The sequence below is a fragment of the Clostridium neonatale genome (genome assembly GCF_001458595.1).
Lineage (GTDB): Bacteria > Bacillota > Clostridia > Clostridiales > Clostridiaceae > Clostridium > Clostridium neonatale.
The window spans coordinates 16,556-36,363 of the sequence record NZ_LN890325.1 but is presented as its reverse complement, the minus strand read 5'-3'; the positions used below and the strand labels follow the sequence as shown (position 1 = coordinate 36,363).

The window sequence follows — 19,808 nt, the reverse complement described above, 5'->3', positions numbered from 1 at the left end:
ACTTATAGTTTTATTAATATCTATTATAGTATATATTACCATAATAAATATTATAATGTAATTAGTAAAAATATTTTCAAATTATTTCCAAGGAAATAATCTCGTTTCAAAACAAATTTATCTTGTAAATATATCTTATTTTCTATAATTTTTTTATATTTTATAAATAAAAAAAGAGAAATCAAAATGATTTCTCTTTTTAATGCTTATTTATTTAATGCTTCCAATAATTGTTCTAAGTTTATTCCATGAACTACAGCTGCCTCAGCTAAAGTTTCAGCTTGAGCAGATGGGCATCCAACACATCCCATTCCAAAGCTCATTAATACTTCTGCTTTAGATGAATCTGCATTTACAATTTCACCAATTGTCATGTCTTTAGTTATCATATCTTCACCTTCTTTATGTATAAAAGTCAAATTTTATGTTACACCAAAAATTATATTTTATACGTAAAGTAAAGTCAATATCAGATTAAATCACTATACTATAGATCCTTTACTCTCATAGTTTGGTCTCTCTTTGGACCAACAGAAACTATAGAAATCTTAGTTTCTGTGAATTCTTCAATTCTCTCAAGATACTTCTTTGCGTTTTCTGGAAGCTCATCATAACTTCTTGCATTAGCTACTTCTTCGCCCCAACCTGCAAATTCTTCATATACTGGTTCACATTTTGCTAAATCTTCTAAACTTGCTGGGAAATAATCTATTACTTTTCCATCAAATTTATATCCAACACATACTTTTAGTGTATCTAATCCTGCTAATGTATCTATTTTAGTAACAGCTAATGAAGTTAATCCACTTACTCTTACAGCAGTTTTAACTATAACTAAATCTAACCATCCACATCTTCTTGATCTACCAGTAGTAACTCCATATTCGTGACCTTTTTCTCTGATCCATTCACCAGTTTCATCAAGTAATTCTGTTGGGAATGGCCCTTTACCAACTCTTGTAGTATAAGCTTTTGTTATACCTACAGCATTAGTTATCATGTTAGGTCCAATACCAACACCATTAGATACTCCACCAGCAGTTGTATTTGATGATGTAACATATGGGTATGTTCCATAGTCAATATCTAATAGCATTCCTTGAGCACCTTCAAATAGCACTGTCTTATCAGCCTTGATATCGTTATAAACTTTAACTGATGTCTCTTCAATAAATGGTTTTAATCTCTTACCGAATTCTAAATATTCATTTAATATTTCATTATAGTCTAATGCTTCTCCACCTAACACTTTTGTTATATAAGCATTTTTCATTTCTATATTTTCTTTTAATTTTTCAGCAAAAACTTCTGGATGCATTAAATCACAAACTCTTATTCCACATCTTTCAAATTTATCTGTATAACATGGGCCTATACCTTTTCCAGTAGTACCAATATCATTTTTTCCTCTTGCTTTTTCTTTTAATCTATCTAATACTTTATGATATGGCATGATAAGTTGAGCTCTATCACTTATTATTAATTTTTCAGGTGTAACTTTAACTCCAACACCTTCTAAATAATCTATTTCTTCAAATAATGCCTTTGGATCTAATACTACTCCATTACCTATAACATTTAATTTATCATCATATAAAATACCTGATGGTATTAAGTGTAGTTTATATTCTTTATCTCCAACAACAACAGTATGACCTGCATTATTTCCACCTTGGAATCTAACAACTACATCAGCGTCCTCTGCTAAGTAGTCTGTCATTTTACCTTTACCTTCATCTCCCCATTGAGCTCCTAAAACAATAAATGCTGACATTTATCCTGCCTCCTTAATTTAAATAAACATATTAATTGTTTTCTTCTACTTTGGAGAGCGCATAAAAAAAACTTTTTACCTCTCCCTTTAAATAGTAACAAAGTAGCTTTTGATGGTCAACTACATATCGAATATTTTTTTGATTTTTTTCTAAATAATTCGTATAATGTTTCTATACGTATATTACTACAATGTATATCATTTACTTTGATATTCATTTGTATTCATTAATAAATGTTAAACGTTGGTCCAAGCCATAATCAAGCTATAATAATAATTTATTATATTATTGTATAAACATATCTTAGTATCAAATTAAAATATTTAATATAAAGAGGTGCCATTATGAACATATATGAAGAATCATTAAAATTTCACGAAGAAAAAAGAGGCAAATATGAAATAAAGCCAACTTGTGAAGTAAAAGATGCAAAAGATTTAAGCTTAGCATATACCCCTGGTGTTGCAGAACCATGTCGTGAAATACATAAAGATCCATCAAAGGCTTATACTTATACTCGTAAATGGAACACTGTTGCAGTTATTTCTGATGGAACTGCAGTATTAGGGCTTGGTGATATAGGTCCACTTGCTGCATTACCAGTAATGGAAGGTAAAAGTGTATTATTTAAAGAATTTGGTAATGTTGATGCATTTCCTATAGTTTTAGATACTAAAAATGTTGATGAAATTGTTGAAACTGTAGCAAATATTGCTCCAACTTTAGGTGGAATTAACTTAGAAGATATTTCAGCTCCTAGATGTTTTGAAATAGAAAAAAGATTAAAGGAAAGATTAAATATTCCAGTATTCCATGATGATCAACATGGTACAGCTATAGTTGTTTTATCTGGATTATTAAATGCCTTAAAAATAGTAAGCAAAAAATTAGATAACATAAAGGTAGTTATAAATGGAGCTGGTTCTGCTGGAACTGCAATATGTAAATTATTACTTTCTTCTGGAGTAAAAAACATAGTTATGTGTGATATTAATGGAGTAATAAGCAGAGATAAAGATTTAAGTGATAATATATATATGCAAGAATTAGCTAATATAACTAACCCAGATAATGTTACTGGAACTCTTAAAGATGCAATGGTAGGTACTGATGTATTTATAGGTGTTTCTGCTCCAAATATTGTTTCAAAAGAAATGGTTAAAACAATGAATAAAGATGGAATAATATTTGCAATGGCAAACCCAACTCCTGAGATCTTCCCTGAAGATGCAAAAGAAGCTGGAATTGCCGTTATGGGGACTGGACGTTCAGATTATCCAAATCAAATCAATAATGTATTAGCATTCCCAGGAGTATTCAGGGGTGCATTAGATGTAAGAGCATCAGAAATTAATGAAGAAATGAAAGTAGCTGCTGCTTATGCAATAGCAAACTCTGTATCTGCAGAAGATTTAAATGCTGAAAATATAATTCCAAAAGCATTTGATTTAAAAGTTCAAGACTTAGTTGCTAAAGCTGTTAAAGAAGCCGCTATTAAAAGTGGTGTAGCTCAAGTTTAATATACTTAAAATTTAAAATATAACACGCATTTTACTAAAGCATCGTAATTTATAAAAATTTATCCACATAATCAAAAAAAATTTTTATCCACTGTGTATAAAATCCTTTTTTAAAATAAAACTGTGGATAATTCTAAAAAATTTAGTTTTTAGAATTATCCACAGCATTTATTAAAAATATTTTTGATAATATTATATTTGTAGCATAGCTGATTTTTTAGTTGTGCATATTCTTAGATTTCTCAGCACACTTATCCATAGCTTGAATTATACTGTTTCTAAATCCTAGTTTTTCTAGCTCAACAACTGCTTCAATAGTAGTTCCTGCTGGAGAACAAACTGCATCTTTCAATTCTCCTGGATGCTTTCCAGTTTCCAATACCATCTTAGCAGATCCTAAAACACTTTGTGCTGCCATTTTATAAGCTTTTGCTCTAGGAATTCCAAGCTTTACTGCTCCATCTGCCATAGCTTCTATAAACATATATACATATGCTGGTGATGATCCAGCCACTGCAACAAATCCATCAAAATATTTTTCTTCTAATTCAACACATTCTCCAAAGCTTTCAAACATTTTTATACAATATGCAAGCTCTTCTTTACTTACATTTTCATTTGGACATACAGCTGACATTGCTTCTCCTACAAACGCTGGAGTATTTGGCATAGTTCTAATTATCTTTGCATCATCTCCAAGCCATTCTTCCATATTATTTATTGTGATTCCAGCAGCTATAGTGATAATTAACTTATCTTCTGTTAATTCACCTTCTATTTCTTCAACTATTTGCTTATACATATTAGGCTTAACAGCTAAAATTACTGTTTTAGCTTCTCTCGCAACCATTTTACTATCAAAAGTTGTTAAAACATTAAATTCATCTTTTAACCTTTTTGAAGAAGATTCTGTTTTAGTAGAAACTATAATCTCATCTGCATTAACAAAACCTGATTTAATTAATCCGCCGAGAATTGCACTTCCCATGTTTCCACAGCCTATAAAACCTATTTTTTTACTCATTTTTATGCCCCCATTTTTAATTTATTTGTTACAAATTGATTTTTTATGCTTTTATATAAAGATTTAAAATTAAATCCAGCACAATCATAGGATAGCTTGTTTTAATTCCTCATAAACTATAAATAAGATGAAGGGAGGAATTTATATGAACAATGTTTCTTTGATTTATAATAATTCCATATTAGACATAGACAATTTCATAGATTCTATATTACACAAGAATGATTCTATATCTAATCTTCCTATATGTGAGATTACTGAAAAACCTTTATTTTATTTTATAACTATAAAAAATTTTTATACACATAAACATAATTTCGAATTATTTTATAAAAATAAATTTTTAATCTTAAGAATAAAATCTAAAGATAATACAAAAACTATTTTCACTAGAATATTTTATTTAGATAATATTGATATTAAAGAAATATCTCATATTTATCATAATAATACTGCTAAATTAAAAATTTTAAAACTACCTAATATTTCATGATAGTAATATTTTTTATAAAGACTTTATTGTAAATAGCATATTCTTTATATATATAATTTTAGATATAAGAAATATCTACTATAAATATTTCTTATATCTAACCTTAATAACTTTAACTATTCTTTATGTATGACATCTAAATTACCGAACTTACTATATTGACCAAGCCACGCCATTTTTACAGTTCCAACTGGACCATTTCTCTGTTTAGCTATTATGCATTCACCAATGTTTTTATCTTCAGTTTCCTTATTGTAATACTCATCTCTATAGAGGAACATAACTAAGTCAGCATCCTGCTCTATAGATCCAGATTCTCTTAAGTCAGATAACATTGGTCTGTGATCCGCTCTCTGCTCTGGAGCTCTTGATAACTGAGATAGTGCTATTACTGGGCATTCCATTTCCTTTGCCAAGGCTTTTATAGATCTAGAAATCTCTGATACTTCTTGTTGTCTATTGTCTGTTCCACTTCCACCAGACATAAGTTGTAAATAGTCTATAACTATTAAATCTATTCCATATTCAAGCTTTAATCTTCTACACTTAGATCTCATTTCCATTACAGTTACACCAGCAGTATCATCAATATAAACCTTTGCCTTTGAAAGCGGCCCTGTCGCTCTGGCTATATTTTCCCAGTCGCTATCTTCTAATGCACCAGTTCTAAGCTTTAACATATCTACATTTGCTTCTGAACAAAGGAGCTTATATGCAAGCTGTTCCTTAGACATTTCCAGTGAGAATATAACAACACTCTTATGTTCCCTAAGAGCTGCATGTTCAGCAATATTAAGTGCAAATGTTGTTTTTCCCATAGAAGGTCTTGCAGCTATTAATATCATATCCCCTGATTGAAATCCTGAGGTCATTGAATCTAAGTCTGTAAAACCAGAACCAACGCCTGTGATTTCTCCCTTATTATTAAATAACTTTTCTATTTGAAGAAATCCTCTTTCTAAAACATCACTTAAAGGTTCAAAATCCTTTGATGTTCTATTCTCTGCTATATTAAAAATTTTCTTTTCAGCTATATCAACTACACTTTCAACTTTATCCTGTTTATTGTAACTTTCTTCAATAATTGTAGTTGATGCCTTAATCAATTTTCTTAAAGTAGACTTATCACTTACTATCTTTATGTACGCACTTAAATTTGCTGTTGTTGGAACAGATGCACTAAGTTCTGTTATATATGTTACTCCACCAGCTCTTTCAAGCATATTAGTGCTTTTTAGATATTCTAAGAGCGTTACTAGATCAACTGCCATATCATTTCTAAACATCTCTAATATTGCCTTATATATTGCCTTATGGCCATCCCTATAAAAGTCTTCTTCTTCTAAACTTTCCATTACTTTAGCAATAGAATTTTTATCTATAATCATAGAACCTATAACGGACTGTTCCGCTTCTATGCTTTGAGGTAAACTTCTCATTGCTGGATTCTCCACAATATTTTCCTCCTTCCTTATTTATTTTAATCTAAATAAGCTTCCCTCTAACAAAAGGAAGCCTATTTAATTTAGTTAAAAGCAATTTCCATTAATTCATTTATAGATTCAATAGCCTTTACTTCTATTCCACTATTATTTACTGGTATCTCTTTTTCATTATCTTTCGGAATTAATACTAAATTTATTCCCATTCTCTTAGCTCCATAAATCTTTTCGAATATGCCACCTACAGGCTTTATCTTACCTTGAAGTGATATTTCTCCTGTAACAGCTATATCCTGTCTTATAGGCTTCTTTAATAATGAACTTATTATACAAAGAGTAATTGCAGCCCCTGCTGAAGGTCCATCAATTTTTCCTCCGCCAATTACATTAACATGGATATCATAATCTTTAATGTCTTTATCTGTTATATTTCTTATAACAGATGCTGCATTATATACGGAATCTTTAGCCATAGATCCAGCAGTATCATTAAACCTAACAGTTCCTGCACCTTTTTTCTTTGCAGGGAATACAGCGCTTTCTATGCTTATTGTTGATCCTAAGAATCCGCTTACTCCTAATCCATATATATTTCCTATTTCTCTTTTATCTAAATCATCTAATCTTTCAAACGGAATATATCTTCCAATTGATATTACTTCATCTAAATCAGATAATTTTATCTCAATATTATTAACATTTTCTTTATTTGAATAAAGAGCATATCCGTAGGTATCTGTTAATATATTTACAGCTTTTCTACCTTCAAATGTATAGTTGCTTATCTTTTTTGCAACTCCATCTTCTAATATAACATTAAGTTTTTTTGCTGCATCTTCAACAATATTAACTATATCATCTGAAGAAAGCGGCTCAAAATATACTTCTGTACATCTTGATCTTAAAGCTGGATTAATTTCACTCGGACTTTTAGTTGTAGCTCCAATAAGAACAAAATCCGCTGGTGCACCATTATCAAATAAGTATTTTATATACTTTGGAGTCATTTCATCATCTGGATCATAATAAGAAGATGAAAATTCTACTCTCTTATCTTCTAAAACCTTTAAAAGTTTATTTTGAAGCATAGAGTCTAATTCTCCTATTTCATCTATAAAAAGTATTCCTCCATGTGCTTCTGTCACTAACCCAGTCTTAGGTTCAGGTATTCCTGTCTCTGCTAAATCTCTTTTACTACCTTGATATATTGGATCATGTACAGATCCTAAAAGTGGATTTGTTATTTCTCTTGGATCCCATCTTAATGTAGTACCATCTACTTCAACAAACTTAGATTCTTCATCAAATGGAGTAAAATCTAATTTTTTCACTTCTTCAAGAGCTATCCTTGCAGCAGTAGTTTTTCCTACACCAGGAGGTCCATATAAAATAATATGCTGTGGATACGGAGACGATAATTTAGATATTAAGGATCTTATAGCTCGTTCCTGTCCTACCACTTCATCGAATGTTTTTGGTCTTAAAAAACTCATTATATTTTTACTTGTAACTTTACTATCAAGCTTAATTAAGTTTTCTAATTTACCAAGAGTTTTCTTATTTTCTGCACCTTTTTGTTTATTAATAACTGATAGTCTTACTTCATCTATATATTTATCTTGCTTTTCCATAATAGATTGCTCTACTTGAGCTTCTATCTTATTTTGTACATATCTTTTTGCTAATTCATTAGAAACTAGCTCTACAGTTCTATCTAATACTTTCTGTAATTCATCTTCTTTTGGAACTATTTTCAAATCTTGGCCTTCTGCTAAAATAGTATTTATTGCATAAAGTCTTTCTGCCAAACTTGAGGATTGTATATACTTTTCCAACTTAAATCTTATAGTTCTAGCCCTAAAAGCACCTTTATCAAGGATATTCTTAGTTATAGCATAAATAGCATCGATTTGTGATTCTAAAGATAGATTAGACGAGATAACATCCTTTAATAAATTAGCTTCTTTTTTTGAATCCAAAATTTATTCCTCCTATTCTTGTGGAACAATAACAACCTTCATTTTAGTACTAACTTCTGGATATAGTTTAATTTCAATATCATATCCGCCAGCTAATTTTATTGTATCCATTACAATCTTCTTTTTATCAATTTCAATTTTATATTGTGTTTTTATTAATTCAGCAACATCTTTACTTGTAATAGCTCCAAATAGCTTTCCATTCTCACCAGTTTTAGCTTTTATAGTTATTTCTTTTCCTTTTAATTCACCAGCTAGCTTTTGTGCTGCTTCTATCTCTGCTAGTTTTTGCTTTCTATCATTTTCTTTTTTATTATTTAATATGTGTAAATTAGATTCTGTAGCTTCTTGTGCTAGCTTTTTAGGAAATAAAAAGTTTCTTGCATATCCATCTGATGCTTCTATAACATCACCTTTTTTACCAATCTTTTTAACATCTTGTAATAAAATAACCTTCATATTTATTCACCTATCCTTAAGTATTTTTGTATTGATTCTTCTAATTGATTTATAACTTCATTTACAGACATATTTTCAACTTTAGCTCCTGCAATGTTCATATGACCACCACCACCTAATGCTTCTAATACAATCTGAACATTTATATCACCAAGAGAACGTCCACTAATATATATATCTTCGTTCACCTTACCTATAACAAAGCTTACACATATTCCTGATATATTGAGTAATTCATCTGCTGCTTTTGCTATTATAACAGTATCAATGTTAGGAGGTGCAACAGCAATAGCTATATTATCTTTAACCTCTGCATCCTTTATTGTTTCTGCAATTAATAAGTAATCATCTAAATCATCAGTAAACATCTTTTTAATTTCAATCATATCAGCTCCCAATGATTTTAAAAATGACGCAGCCTCAAATGTTCTGACACCTGTTTTGAAGGAGAATCCCTTTGTATCCATATATATTCCTGCAAGAAGTCCTTCTGCCTCTAATCTAGTCAATTTAGGCTTTTCAACCATATACTGAATTATTTCTGTTATCATTTCTGAAGTTGATGATGCGTAAACTTCAATGTAATTTAATATATCGTGTTCAATCATATCAGGGCTTCTTCTATGATGATCTATGATCACCTTTCGATTAGCTTTCTCAACTAAAGATAAATCTAAAATATAGCTTTTATTATGAACATCTAAAATTATAACCAAAGTTCTGTCATCCATATTATTCTTTGCTTCTTCAGATGATATAAACAATTCATTATATTTCTCTTGATTAGCTAATTTATTCAAATAATATTCTATTGCGTTTATATCCCTATTTAATATTATATTACAACTTTTACCCATTTGCTTTATAATACTTGCGAGTCCAATAGAAGCACCGAAGCAATCCATGTCTGGATTCTTATGACCTATTATATATATTTTACTGCTTTCATATATTAATTCACTTAGAGCTCTAGCTATAACTCGTGTCTTAACTTTAGTTCGTTTTTCTAACTCTTTGCTATTTCCTCCAAAGAATTTTATATCATTTTTATTTTTAACAACCGCCTGATCTCCGCCTCTACCTAATGCTAATTCTTTTGCTATATTTGCATTATTATAGTTTTCTTGAGGAGACATTCCACCTTTTCCTACACCTATACTAAGAGTAATTTCAAGCTTATTACCTTTATCTATCTTAGAAATATCATCTATAATTTTAAATTTCTGTGTTATCTCATCTTCTATATATTTATCTTGAATAGATAATACATACTTATTTGTATCATATTTTTTTATCATTGCTTTTAAATTATTTGCATATGAATTTATATTTCTTTCAATTTCCGCAACTAATAAAGGCCTATTATTTTCATCAGTATTATCTAGAGCCTCTGAAAAGTTATCTACTTCAATTAACATAACACTTTCTTGGGTAGTTTCATAATCTATAAGCTTAGTAATATCATTAAATGATAACAAGTATAAGTTTTTTTCTTGCATTGTAACTTGCGTAAAATATACATCATATAGCTTATCATTAATTTCTAATCTCTGATGTAATTTATCTTCACCATTTATTATTTTTTCAAGATTTAATCCTCTAGCTATACTCAATATGTTACTATCTTTTAATTCATCCTTTGATTTAAGAGAATTAAATATATTGTTATTCCATATTATTTTTCCCGTATTATTTATTATTGCTAACGGATAAATAAATTGAAGTACATTTTCAGATAATCCATTGTCTATGCTTTTTACAAACTTCTGCAAATCATTTTCTTTCTTCCAAAAATAATTTAGCTGATAAAAATTATCCACTAAATATATAATAAAAACAATTATGCCTAACCCAAAATAATTTTTTGTAAATAATATAATTGAACTTATTATTAATAATCCAGGTTTAAGCATACGTTTAAGTATAGCATTATTATTCATAAAAAGCCTCCTAAAATATATTTAGTTTAATCTATTCTGTTATTTATATACTTTTTTAATTTACTTAGACTTTTACTTTCTTTTTCAACTTGATCTTCTGCTTTTATACCCAAATCTAGCTTTGACTTCATTATATTATCTACTTCTTTAAATGAATATCCAAGTTTTTCACCTAAAACATATAAAATGATTATAGCTCCAGATATACATTCTAATATGGCATCTTGTGCTACGTTGCTTCCTTTAGTTAAAAGCCTGAAAAATTCTCCTATGATACAGATAAGTTGTGCTTTCAACTCTTCTATTATTTTAATATTGGTCATTATATTAAAACTCTCTTTTTTCATAACCAATCTCCTCTCACCCCAAACCCTGTATTCTTATTTTAAATTTTTTTTATACTTATTGCAATATTTTATGAATCTTTTTCTAATATTTCCCATATATTTATTGTTTTATGTACTAAAAAACCCCTGATTTCTCAGGGGCTGTATTATTACTCTTATTCTGTTGTGAATGGTAATAATGCTATGTTTCTAGCTCTCTTAATTGAACTAGTTAATTCTCTTTGATGCTTAGCACATGTTCCAGAAATTCTTCTTGGTAAAATCTTACCTCTTTCTGTAACATATTTTCTTAATTTATTGATATCTTTGTAATCAATAAATTCAGATTTATCTGAACAAAAAGCACAAACTTTCTTTCTTGATCTTCTCATTCTTCCGTTTGGTCTTCTGCCATTATTTTCTTCTCTGCTCATTTTCTTACCTCCTCACCTAAAATTATTAGAAAGGCATATCTCCATCATCAACCGGTGTGATATCCTCATCAAAATTAGCACCACTAAATGGATCATTCATTGGCGCTGAATATTCATTACTTTCGCCAAAGGTATTTCCAGAAGCATTGTTTCCTTTGCCTCCTAAGAATTGTACACCACCAAATGCATCTGCAACAACTTCTGTTACATATCTTTTAGTACCGTCTTTAGCATCATATGATCTAGTCTGAATTCTACCACTTATTGCAGCTTGACTTCCCTTGCTTAAATAATTGGCAGCACTCTCAGCTTGTTTTCCCCATATAACTACAGGTATAAAATCTGCTTCTCTTTGACCAGTCTTAGTGTTATATCTATCAACTGCTAATGTTAAGGTTGTTACTGCACTTCCAGTACCTGGAGTAAATCTAAGTTCTGGATCTTTTGTTAATCTACCGATTAAAACTACTTTGTTCATTACAAAACACCACCTTATGCTTGCTCATTAACTATGATATGTCTGATAACACCATCAGTGATTCTGAATATTCTATCTAATTCTCTTGGTAATTCAGTTCCAGCAGTAAAGTTGATTAAAGTATAGTAACCTTCGCTTACTTTAGATATTTCATAAGCAAGTTTTCTCTTCCCCCAGAAATCAACGTTTTCTACAGTTCCTCCACCATTTTCAATAACACCCTTAAACTTTTCGATGTTGGCTTTAACAGTTTCTTCATCGAATGATGGGTTTAATATGAATATAGTTTCGTATTTTCTCATCATTTTCACCTCCTCCCCTCGGACTAACGGCTGTACTTTGTACAGCAGGGATTACAATTAAATATTCTATCATTCAATTCAAAATATTTCAAGTATTTTCTTTAACTTTCTGCAACAGCTACTATTTTTTTTGCATCTTTTTGAAATTTTCGTCTTGGAATCATAACTATTCTTCCACATCCAACACATTTTATCTTTATATCAGCACCAATTCTTATTATTTCAAAATTATTTGTTCCACATGGATGAGTTTTTTTCATTTCAACTATATCTCCAAGATTAAAGTTTTCTACCATCTATTTATCCATCCTTTCTTCATTCTAAAAATTTGTATTGATCATATTAGTAGGAAACGGTATTTCAATATTATTCTTATCTAATGTAACTTTTATTAGCTTTCTAAGTTCTCTTTCCATATCCCACTGTCTTAATGGCTTTGCCTTTCCTAGTACCCTTATTGTAACGCCTGATGCTCCTAATGCTACGACTCCCAAAACATTTATAGGTTCCTTTATGTCTTTTTCATTTTCTTTTTTAAATTCTTCACATGTTTTTTCTATAACACTAATTGCATTATCAATATCTTCTTTATATGCTATATTTACATCAACTATAAAGCTGCTATCGCTTCTAGAGTGATTAGTCACCTCTAATATGGATCCATTAGTTATACAATGAATATCACCATTAAAATCTTTTATTATTGTAGTTCTAATACCTATACTGCTAACTATTCCACTAAAATTTCCTATTGTTATATAATCCCCAACTCCAAACTGATTTTCAAATAAAATAAAGAATCCATTTATTAAATCTTTTATTAAACTTTGAGCTCCAAGACCTAAAGCTACTCCTCCAATACTTGCAAATGTGATAGATATTCCGCCAAATATAATCGAGGCCATAGCCGTTATTCCAATAAAATAGACAGAATACTTTAATACACTTTTCATGACTTCACCTAGCGTTTTTGCACGTTGTGAATCCATTGATAATCTTCCATCACTTTTTATTTGATTATCTACAAACTTTTTTATTATATAGTTTCCTATTTTTATTGATATAAACATCAAGAAAACTAAAAATAAAATTTTTAATCCCTTATTTACGAATACCTCTAGTTCTCCTACACTTATAGATATTCTTCCAAAGTTTAATTCTGTATTATCTGATAATATGTGAACTAAATAATTTATATTCAACTATACTCTCCCTTCATTAATTGCTTTCTACATATTCTCCACTCTTTCTTAAATATATATTCTTATATTCAAATAGGTTGTCATTCTTAATTAATTTTATTTCTTCTTCATCATCTATTCTTACACAAATTCCGCAACTCATTGTTATCGTTGTTGGTGTAGGCATTATCCTAAATTTAAAATTCAATTCATTTAATTTTTTTTCTGCACTCATTGCATCATGTGTATTTTTAAAAACTACTATATAGTAATCCATTTTAACACCTCTTTTAATATTATATATAAATATTTCTCATATTTATTATAAATAATATCATTATTTATAGACAATATAAATACTAATATACTTAAATTATAGCATCCTAATTTCATATTTATATATACAACTTAGCTTTAAGGATATTAATTTTGAAATATAAACCCATGGTAATATTTAATATAAAATATCTTCTAGTTATAATGATTATTAATTTTCAAGAATACCTATTCTTATAAATATGTATTTCCATAAATACGTATTTATATAAATAAGTATTCTGTATACTCATCATTTGAGTGTTTTTATTATTAGTGATACAATAATCATTAATATTTTATTTTTAGAGGTGTAACATGGAAGTTTATTTAGACAATGCTGCAACTACTTTTCCTAAGCCCAAACAAGTATTAGATGGAATTTATAATTACATGTTAAGCATAGGTGGTAGTGCTGGAAGAGGAAATTATAGTAATTCGCTTGAAAGTAATAGATATTTATATAATACACGAGAAATTATTTGTAATTTTTTTGGATTTGATTCACCTAGTAATGTTATTTTTACGAATAATGTAACTACTTCACTAAACATCCTAATAAAAGGAGTTCTCTCATCTGGAGATCATGTAATAACATCATCTATGGAACATAATTCTGTGATACGTCCAATTTTTTCATTTAAAGATTCCATAGGTATTGATATTGATATTGTAGACGCTGATTCTAAAGGGTTCATTAATATAAATGATATAGAGAGTAAGATAACATCTAAAACAAAACTTATAGTAATAACACAAGCATCTAATGTTACTGGCTCAATACAAAATTTATATTCAATAGGTGCATTATGTGAAAAATATAATATATTATTTTTAGTTGATTCTTCTCAAGGTGCTGGTGTTCTACAAATCAATATGAAATCTATAAAGGCTAATGCCATTGCATTCACTGGTCATAAAAGTCTCTTAGGTCCTCAAGGAATTGGTGGATTTATATTAGATGAAAAGTATAATACTGCATGTAAATCTCTATTAGAGGGTGGAACAGGAAGCTTATCTTATTCATTAAAACAACCAGATTTCTTGCCTGATAAATTTGAATGCGGTACACATAACATGCCTGGTATTGTTGGATTATATGAATCAATATCTTATATAAATTCTATTGGATTAAATAATATATATGAACATAATCATAACTTAATAAAGTATTTATTAAATGGATTACTAAATATAAGTAATGTGATTGTATACGGTGATTTGACTGGAAAAAATATAACTACATGCATATCAATTAATATGAAGTCCATGGATCCTTCAGAAGTTAGTTACTACTTAGAAACAAATGGAATAAAGACAAGAAGTGGTCTTCATTGTTCACCACTAGCACATAAAACTATTGGAACTTATCCAAACGGCACTGTAAGATTAAGTATCAGCCATTTTTCTACTAAAGAAGATTTAGATTATGTGCTTTATCATTTAAATAAATTATCTAAAACCAATATATATTTATAGTTTGAATAAAACCTCCTTTATTGGAAATAACTCTAATAAGGAGGTTTACTTATGGTTGAAAATTTTTCAGTTGATTCGTCTGAACCATTAGCATATATAAAAATATGCAATTATCTTTTTTCAGAACTACAACCTATCATTTTAGAAAACAGACCAATAATTTTCGTCTGCATCGGCACTGATAGGTCAACTGGTGATTCTTTAGGTCCATTAATAGGATATAAATTAAAATATTTATGTAAAGGTAAAATTCATATATATGGTTCTTTAGAAAATCCTATTCATGCTAAGAATTTATCTGATGTTCTAAATAAAATAAATTTAGCATTTAAAAATCCCTATATAATAGCTATAGATTCTTGCTTAGGTAAAATAAATAATATAGGAAAAATATATATTAGTAAAAGATCTCTAACCCCCGGTTTAGCATTAAATAAAGATCTTCCTCCAGTAGGTAATATGAGCATTCTTGGTATAGTTAATATATCTGGTAATTTTGAATTTCTAGTTCTCCAAAATACTAGATTATATATGGTAATGCAATTAGCTGATATTATTTCTAAAGGAATTTATCATTTTTCATTAAAATATAACAAAGTATATTCTTATGACAATTTAAAAGATATATAATTTAGTAATAATTTTATAAAAATGTTTCACGTGAAACAAAAATGGTACTTCTAAATATTTTTCCATTTAGAAGTACCATTAACATTCTTATTCATTTATATCCGTTTCTTTTTTTATAGCTTCATTTAATACATATAATTCTTCTTCAGAAAGATCATATCTTGAAATTCCTTTATCAACAGGCTTAGCATAAGTAGTACTATCTTGGCGTCCATAAATTCCTGTAAGAATTATACCATCATTCTTATTATCTAATAATGCTATAGAAAAGCTCAAATCACTACCTACATTTTCAAAAGCTTTATATCTAACTATAGATACCTTTTGAATACATTGTTGAATCTTTTTGTCTAGCTTCTTACACTCTTCTAATGCATCCTCTGCTATTTTCTTATTATCTTCTATACTATCAATTTTTTCAACTAGCATTTCTTCTAGATTTTTGCTACTAGTTCCCTTCATTAATCTTCTATACTTAGATTCAAGCTTATTTATATCCTTAATTAAAACTATTACTATTATAAATAATAATAGTATTATTATCACCAACATGCTCAATATATATGGTGATAATTCATTTATTTTGCCAATTAAAGCCTCCAACTTTTGTCATTCCTTTCATAATTGTTTCACGTGAAACATCATAGATTAAGTATATCTAAGATTCTTTGTAAATCATCTTCAGAATAGTACTCTATCTCTATCTTACCTTTATTATTTTTGTTTGATAAATTTACCTTTGTGCCAAAATGTTCTTGTAATTGATTCCTTATATTTTTGTAATACGGATTTAAATCTTTTTTATTAATATTTCTTTCTTTATGTAAATTAATATTCTTTATTAATTTTTCTAATTCCCTAACTGATAACTTTTCATCAATTACTTTTTGAGCCAGCTCATACTGCAAGTCGTTTTTTTCTACTGAAAGTAATGCCCTTCCATGTCCCTCTGATATAATACCGTCGATAACGTATTGCTGAACTCTTTTATCTAAATTAATTAATCTTATTGTATTCGCAATAACAACTCTTGACTTACCTATTCTTTTACTTAACTCTTCTTGAGTTATCTTGAATTCATTTAACAATTTTTTATAAGCTAAAGCTTCTTCAATGGGATTTAAGTCTTCTCTCTGAATATTCTCTATTAAGGAAATTTCTAAGACATCCTTTTCGCTTAATTCCATTATTATTGATGGTAGTTCTTTTAACCCAGCCATCTTTGCAGCTCTCCATCTTCTTTCCCCTGCAACAATTATGTAATTTTCATCCTTATCTTTCCTTAAAATAAGAGGTTGAATTATTCCATGCGTTTTAATAGATTCAGCTAACTCAGCTATTTTTTCATAATCAAAATTTTTTCTAGGTTGATTTGAATCATACTTAATGTTATTAATTGGTATAAGTATTCTATTATCATTATATTTATCCTGTTCCATATCCTCTGGAATAAGAGCACTTAATCCTTTTCCTAAGCCAAATTTTTTTCCCATATCAATTCCATCCTTACTGCCTATTTAAAAATTCTTTAGTTAATTCAATATATGCTTCTGCACCTTTACATTTTTCATCATATAACATAATAGGCAATCCAAAGCTTGGTGCTTCTGCTAATCTTATATTTCTCGCAATTTTAGTTTTATATACTTTGTCTTTAAAATATCCTTGAACTTCTTTAAGAACCTCATTACTTAGATTAGTTCTATAATCATACATAGTCATAACTACTCCCTCTATATCTAAGTTCTTATTTAAAGACTTTTTAACTAATTGAACAGTATTTATAAGTTGGCTAACACCCTCTAATGCATAGAATTCACACTGCATTGGAATTAATACTGAATCAGCACAAGTTAATGCATTAATAGTTAATACTCCTAATGAAGGTGGGCAATCAATAAAAACAAAATCATATTCTTCTTTAATTTCTTCTAATTTTCTCTTCATAATAGTTTCTCTATCAGGTATTGATGTAATTTCCACTTCTGCACCTGCTAATTCTATAGTAGAAGGTAAAATTGATAAGTTTTGAACCAACTCACTCTTTATTGTACTTTCTTTAACACTCGCTTCTGATGTTAATACATCATATATAGATACATCTAAATTATATTTATCTAAACCTAAGCCGCTAGTTGTATTACCTTGAGGATCAATGTCTACAGTTAATACTTTATAACCTTCCATTGCTAAATAAGCACTTAAATTTATCGTAGTAGTAGTTTTACCTACACCACCTTTTTGATTAAAAACACAAATTATCTTCATAGTTATAGCCCAAAAAGAGCCTCCCCCCTTCCCATAATAATATTATATATTTTTTTATAATATTATAAAAGAATTAAGTTTAAAAAAACTTAATTCTTCTATCAATAAATATATTAAACTCTATAAACTTTATTATATCACTATTTTTTTATCTTTGGGATTTTAACAGTTACTTCAATAAAGTCATCTTCTTCTTTACATCCATATTCAGCTGGAATATCAAATTTATTTAATACTTGCTTAATTGTATTAACATATAATTTAGCTGGAAGTACTCCTCTTATATTTCTTTTATTATTATTTTTTAATTCTTTCCCTGCTAATTTCAATAATTCTTTATTAATAAGTTCTTCTGTTTTCTTAACATTTAATCCACTAGAAATAATTTTTTGAACTATCTTTAATTGAAGCTTTTCATCTGGTACTGTTAATAATGCTCTTGCATGTCTTTCAGTTAGATTATTAGTTAAACACAACTCTCTTACTTCTTTATTTAATTTTAATAATCTCAACTTATTTGCTATAGTAGATTGTTTTTTACCAATTCTTTTTGCAACTTCATCTTGCGTAAAATTATGTTCATTAATCAAATTATAATAAGCTTCAGCTTCTTCTATATAGTTTAAATCCTCTCTTTGCAAATTCTCTAATAAAGCAATCTCTGCTGATTCAGTATCTGTAATATCAATTATGTTACACGGAACAGTTTTTAAATTTGCCAACTTAGCTGCTCTAAGTCTTCTTTCTCCTGCAACTAATTCATATATTTCCCCTCTCATTCTTACAGTTAGAGGTTGAATTATTCCATGTTCCAGAATAGATTGCGATAATTCCTCTATAGCTTGCTCATTGAAATATTTACGTGGTTGATAAATATTAGGTATAACTTTATCTATGTCAATCTGTGTTATTTGATTATTCATACGTTCAACCCATCTCCCATTGTTTAATAAAATTTAGCAACATCCCCTATATTTATTCTATAATCATCTCATTTTTCCTTTAATTTTAATATATAGTTATATCCTTACTTAATAGGTTTTTTAGATATTGTTCCAGCTTTTCTTGGATATGTCTTAGCACACTCTTTAATTTTTTTTACTACAACTAAATTATGTCTTAAATCAGTATCCTCTATTTTTACTTCACATATCTGTTCTAATTCTCCGCCAAGAGTTTTAATTGCTACATCACTTTCTTCAATTTCTTGATCTACTGCTGGGCCTTTTAATGCTATAAATTTTCCTCCAACTTTAACATAAGGTAAACAATATTCAGATAAAACACTCATATTTGCCACAGCTCTCGAAGTTGCTATATCAAACTTTTCTCTTAACTTCTTATTTCTAGCACCATCTTCAGCTCTAGAATGAATAGTTTTTATATTTTTTAATCCTAATTTACTAATAACAATATCTAAGAATTTAATTCTCTTATTAAGTGAATCTAATAATGTTACATTTATGTTAGGATTCATTATTGCTATTGGAATTCCTGGGAACCCTGCTCCAGTTCCTACATCAATCATATTAACATTCTTTTTAAATTCATCTCTTTTAAAAGCCTTTATTGAATCTATAAAATGTTTTTTTATAATTTCTTCATCTTCTAATATAGCTGTTAAATTTATTTTTTCATTCCATTCCTGAAGCAATCTCATGTATGTAATGAATTGATCATATTGCTCAGTAGTTAATTCAAGTCCAACATCTTCAGCCGCCTTAGCCATTAAATCATAAAATTCCATAATTTACTCCTCTCAT

Annotated in this window: 23 protein-coding genes; 4 read left to right on the top strand and 19 right to left on the bottom strand. The window is 28.6% G+C overall.

What is annotated here, in order from left to right; genetic code table 11:
* Window positions 1–206 precede the first annotated feature (206 nt).
* Window positions 207–389 (bottom strand): DUF1858 domain-containing protein, encoded by a 183-nt coding sequence (locus BN2920_RS01310; protein ID WP_058293366.1) that lies wholly within the window; start codon window positions 387–389, stop codon window positions 207–209.
* Between the two features lie 98 nt (window positions 390–487).
* Window positions 488–1,774, bottom strand: a complete 1,287-nt coding sequence (locus BN2920_RS01305) for an adenylosuccinate synthase (protein WP_058293258.1) — start codon at window positions 1,772–1,774, stop codon at window positions 488–490.
* A 345-nt stretch (window positions 1,775–2,119) separates the two neighbouring features.
* On the opposite strand from BN2920_RS01305, the gene BN2920_RS01300 reads away from it, so the two are divergent.
* Window positions 2,120–3,295 carry an NAD(P)-dependent malic enzyme gene (locus tag BN2920_RS01300; protein ID WP_058293257.1) on the top strand — a complete coding sequence of 392 codons (1,176 nt, stop codon included), beginning with the start codon at window positions 2,120–2,122 and terminating at the stop codon, window positions 3,293–3,295.
* 217 nt (window positions 3,296–3,512) lie between these two features.
* Here BN2920_RS01300 and proC read toward each other — a convergent pair whose 3' ends face one another.
* A complete protein-coding gene (gene proC / locus BN2920_RS01295; protein ID WP_058293256.1) occupies window positions 3,513–4,319 on the bottom strand; it encodes a pyrroline-5-carboxylate reductase in 807 nt (268 codons plus the stop codon).
* Window positions 4,320–4,464: 145 nt separating this feature from the next.
* Here proC and BN2920_RS01290 point away from each other — a divergent pair, with 145 nt between their 5' ends.
* The gene (locus BN2920_RS01290; protein WP_058293255.1) at window positions 4,465–4,812 is read left to right on the top strand and encodes a hypothetical protein; all 348 of its coding nucleotides are present in this window, start codon (window positions 4,465–4,467) and stop codon (window positions 4,810–4,812) included.
* A gap of 116 nt (window positions 4,813–4,928) precedes the next feature.
* Here BN2920_RS01290 and BN2920_RS01285 read toward each other — a convergent pair whose 3' ends face one another.
* From BN2920_RS01285 to BN2920_RS01235, 11 genes are all read right to left on the bottom strand, one after another.
* The gene (locus tag BN2920_RS01285; protein WP_058293254.1) at window positions 4,929–6,266 is read right to left on the bottom strand and encodes a replicative DNA helicase; all 1,338 of its coding nucleotides are present in this window, start codon (window positions 6,264–6,266) and stop codon (window positions 4,929–4,931) included.
* A gap of 71 nt (window positions 6,267–6,337) precedes the next feature.
* Window positions 6,338–8,233, bottom strand: a complete 1,896-nt coding sequence (lonC, locus tag BN2920_RS01280; RefSeq protein WP_058293253.1) for a Lon family ATP-dependent protease — start codon at window positions 8,231–8,233, stop codon at window positions 6,338–6,340.
* Window positions 8,234–8,245: 12 nt separating this feature from the next.
* Window positions 8,246–8,692: a 50S ribosomal protein L9 gene (gene rplI / locus BN2920_RS01275; protein ID WP_058293252.1), complete on the bottom strand. Its 447-nt coding sequence runs from the start codon at window positions 8,690–8,692 to the stop codon at window positions 8,246–8,248.
* A 2-nt stretch (window positions 8,693–8,694) separates the two neighbouring features.
* On the bottom strand, window positions 8,695–10,632 hold the full coding sequence (locus BN2920_RS01270) for a DHH family phosphoesterase (RefSeq protein ID WP_058293251.1): 1,938 nt from the start codon (window positions 10,630–10,632) through the stop codon (window positions 8,695–8,697).
* A gap of 26 nt (window positions 10,633–10,658) precedes the next feature.
* Window positions 10,659–10,979 carry a MazG-like family protein gene (locus BN2920_RS01265; RefSeq protein ID WP_058293250.1) on the bottom strand — a complete coding sequence of 107 codons (321 nt, stop codon included), beginning with the start codon at window positions 10,977–10,979 and terminating at the stop codon, window positions 10,659–10,661.
* Between the two features lie 155 nt (window positions 10,980–11,134).
* Entirely contained in the window at window positions 11,135–11,392 is a 258-nt protein-coding gene (gene rpsR / locus BN2920_RS01260; RefSeq protein ID WP_058293249.1) for a 30S ribosomal protein S18, read from the bottom strand.
* Window positions 11,393–11,417: 25 nt separating this feature from the next.
* Complete coding sequence (locus tag BN2920_RS01255) at window positions 11,418–11,870, bottom strand: single-stranded DNA-binding protein (protein ID WP_058293248.1); 453 nt, start codon at window positions 11,868–11,870, stop codon at window positions 11,418–11,420.
* Window positions 11,871–11,884: 14 nt separating this feature from the next.
* Window positions 11,885–12,172, bottom strand: coding sequence for a 30S ribosomal protein S6 (gene rpsF, locus BN2920_RS01250; protein WP_058293247.1), 288 nt, complete (start codon window positions 12,170–12,172; stop codon window positions 11,885–11,887).
* Window positions 12,173–12,273: 101 nt separating this feature from the next.
* Window positions 12,274–12,468 (bottom strand): DUF951 domain-containing protein, encoded by a 195-nt coding sequence (locus BN2920_RS01245; protein ID WP_058293246.1) that lies wholly within the window; start codon window positions 12,466–12,468, stop codon window positions 12,274–12,276.
* A 24-nt stretch (window positions 12,469–12,492) separates the two neighbouring features.
* Window positions 12,493–13,374 (bottom strand): mechanosensitive ion channel family protein, encoded by an 882-nt coding sequence (locus BN2920_RS01240; RefSeq protein ID WP_247607689.1) that lies wholly within the window; start codon window positions 13,372–13,374, stop codon window positions 12,493–12,495.
* A gap of 16 nt (window positions 13,375–13,390) precedes the next feature.
* The gene (locus BN2920_RS01235; RefSeq protein WP_058293245.1) at window positions 13,391–13,630 is read right to left on the bottom strand and encodes a putative Se/S carrier protein; all 240 of its coding nucleotides are present in this window, start codon (window positions 13,628–13,630) and stop codon (window positions 13,391–13,393) included.
* 356 nt (window positions 13,631–13,986) lie between these two features.
* Between BN2920_RS01235 and BN2920_RS01230 the strand changes: the two genes are divergently transcribed.
* Window positions 13,987–15,147 (top strand): aminotransferase class V-fold PLP-dependent enzyme, encoded by a 1,161-nt coding sequence (locus BN2920_RS01230; protein ID WP_058293244.1) that lies wholly within the window; start codon window positions 13,987–13,989, stop codon window positions 15,145–15,147.
* A 51-nt stretch (window positions 15,148–15,198) separates the two neighbouring features.
* Complete coding sequence (gene yyaC, locus BN2920_RS01225) at window positions 15,199–15,777, top strand: spore protease YyaC (protein ID WP_058293243.1); 579 nt, start codon at window positions 15,199–15,201, stop codon at window positions 15,775–15,777.
* A gap of 87 nt (window positions 15,778–15,864) precedes the next feature.
* Here yyaC and BN2920_RS01220 read toward each other — a convergent pair whose 3' ends face one another.
* From BN2920_RS01220 to rsmG, 5 genes are all read right to left on the bottom strand, one after another.
* Complete coding sequence (locus BN2920_RS01220) at window positions 15,865–16,380, bottom strand: DUF4446 family protein (RefSeq protein WP_058293242.1); 516 nt, start codon at window positions 16,378–16,380, stop codon at window positions 15,865–15,867.
* 38 nt (window positions 16,381–16,418) lie between these two features.
* Window positions 16,419–17,270 (bottom strand): ParB/RepB/Spo0J family partition protein, encoded by an 852-nt coding sequence (locus BN2920_RS01215; protein WP_058293241.1) that lies wholly within the window; start codon window positions 17,268–17,270, stop codon window positions 16,419–16,421.
* Between the two features lie 13 nt (window positions 17,271–17,283).
* Window positions 17,284–18,045, bottom strand: coding sequence for a ParA family protein (locus tag BN2920_RS01210; protein ID WP_058293240.1), 762 nt, complete (start codon window positions 18,043–18,045; stop codon window positions 17,284–17,286).
* 140 nt (window positions 18,046–18,185) lie between these two features.
* Window positions 18,186–18,968, bottom strand: a complete 783-nt coding sequence (noc, locus tag BN2920_RS01205) for a nucleoid occlusion protein (RefSeq protein WP_058293239.1) — start codon at window positions 18,966–18,968, stop codon at window positions 18,186–18,188.
* A 104-nt stretch (window positions 18,969–19,072) separates the two neighbouring features.
* Window positions 19,073–19,792: a 16S rRNA (guanine(527)-N(7))-methyltransferase RsmG gene (gene rsmG / locus BN2920_RS01200; RefSeq protein WP_058293238.1), complete on the bottom strand. Its 720-nt coding sequence runs from the start codon at window positions 19,790–19,792 to the stop codon at window positions 19,073–19,075.
* Between the last annotated feature and the right edge of the window lie 16 nt (window positions 19,793–19,808).

Bases quoted from the DNA above. Each gene is read 5' to 3' on its own strand.
- BN2920_RS01310 (WP_058293366.1), bottom strand. From the start codon at position 389: ATGATAACTAAAGACATGACAATTGGTGAAATTGTAAATGCAGATTCA.
- BN2920_RS01305 (WP_058293258.1), bottom strand. From the start codon at position 1,774: ATGTCAGCATTTATTGTTTTAGGAGCTCAATGGGGAGATGAAGGTAAA.
- BN2920_RS01300 (WP_058293257.1), top strand. From the start codon at position 2,120: ATGAACATATATGAAGAATCATTAAAATTTCACGAAGAAAAAAGAGGC.
- proC (WP_058293256.1), bottom strand. From the start codon at position 4,319: ATGAGTAAAAAAATAGGTTTTATAGGCTGTGGAAACATGGGAAGTGCA.
- BN2920_RS01290 (WP_058293255.1), top strand. From the start codon at position 4,465: ATGAACAATGTTTCTTTGATTTATAATAATTCCATATTAGACATAGAC.
- rplI (WP_058293252.1), bottom strand. From the start codon at position 8,692: ATGAAGGTTATTTTATTACAAGATGTTAAAAAGATTGGTAAAAAAGGT.
- BN2920_RS01270 (WP_058293251.1), bottom strand. From the start codon at position 10,632: ATGAATAATAATGCTATACTTAAACGTATGCTTAAACCTGGATTATTA.
- BN2920_RS01265 (WP_058293250.1), bottom strand. From the start codon at position 10,979: ATGAAAAAAGAGAGTTTTAATATAATGACCAATATTAAAATAATAGAA.
- rpsR (WP_058293249.1), bottom strand. From the start codon at position 11,392: ATGAGCAGAGAAGAAAATAATGGCAGAAGACCAAACGGAAGAATGAGA.
- BN2920_RS01255 (WP_058293248.1), bottom strand. From the start codon at position 11,870: ATGAACAAAGTAGTTTTAATCGGTAGATTAACAAAAGATCCAGAACTT.
- rpsF (WP_058293247.1), bottom strand. From the start codon at position 12,172: ATGAGAAAATACGAAACTATATTCATATTAAACCCATCATTCGATGAA.
- BN2920_RS01245 (WP_058293246.1), bottom strand. From the start codon at position 12,468: ATGGTAGAAAACTTTAATCTTGGAGATATAGTTGAAATGAAAAAAACT.
- BN2920_RS01235 (WP_058293245.1), bottom strand. From the start codon at position 13,630: ATGGATTACTATATAGTAGTTTTTAAAAATACACATGATGCAATGAGT.
- BN2920_RS01230 (WP_058293244.1), top strand. From the start codon at position 13,987: ATGGAAGTTTATTTAGACAATGCTGCAACTACTTTTCCTAAGCCCAAA.
- yyaC (WP_058293243.1), top strand. From the start codon at position 15,199: ATGGTTGAAAATTTTTCAGTTGATTCGTCTGAACCATTAGCATATATA.
- BN2920_RS01215 (WP_058293241.1), bottom strand. From the start codon at position 17,270: ATGGGAAAAAAATTTGGCTTAGGAAAAGGATTAAGTGCTCTTATTCCA.
- BN2920_RS01210 (WP_058293240.1), bottom strand. From the start codon at position 18,045: ATGAAGATAATTTGTGTTTTTAATCAAAAAGGTGGTGTAGGTAAAACT.
- noc (WP_058293239.1), bottom strand. From the start codon at position 18,968: ATGAATAATCAAATAACACAGATTGACATAGATAAAGTTATACCTAAT.
- rsmG (WP_058293238.1), bottom strand. From the start codon at position 19,792: ATGGAATTTTATGATTTAATGGCTAAGGCGGCTGAAGATGTTGGACTT.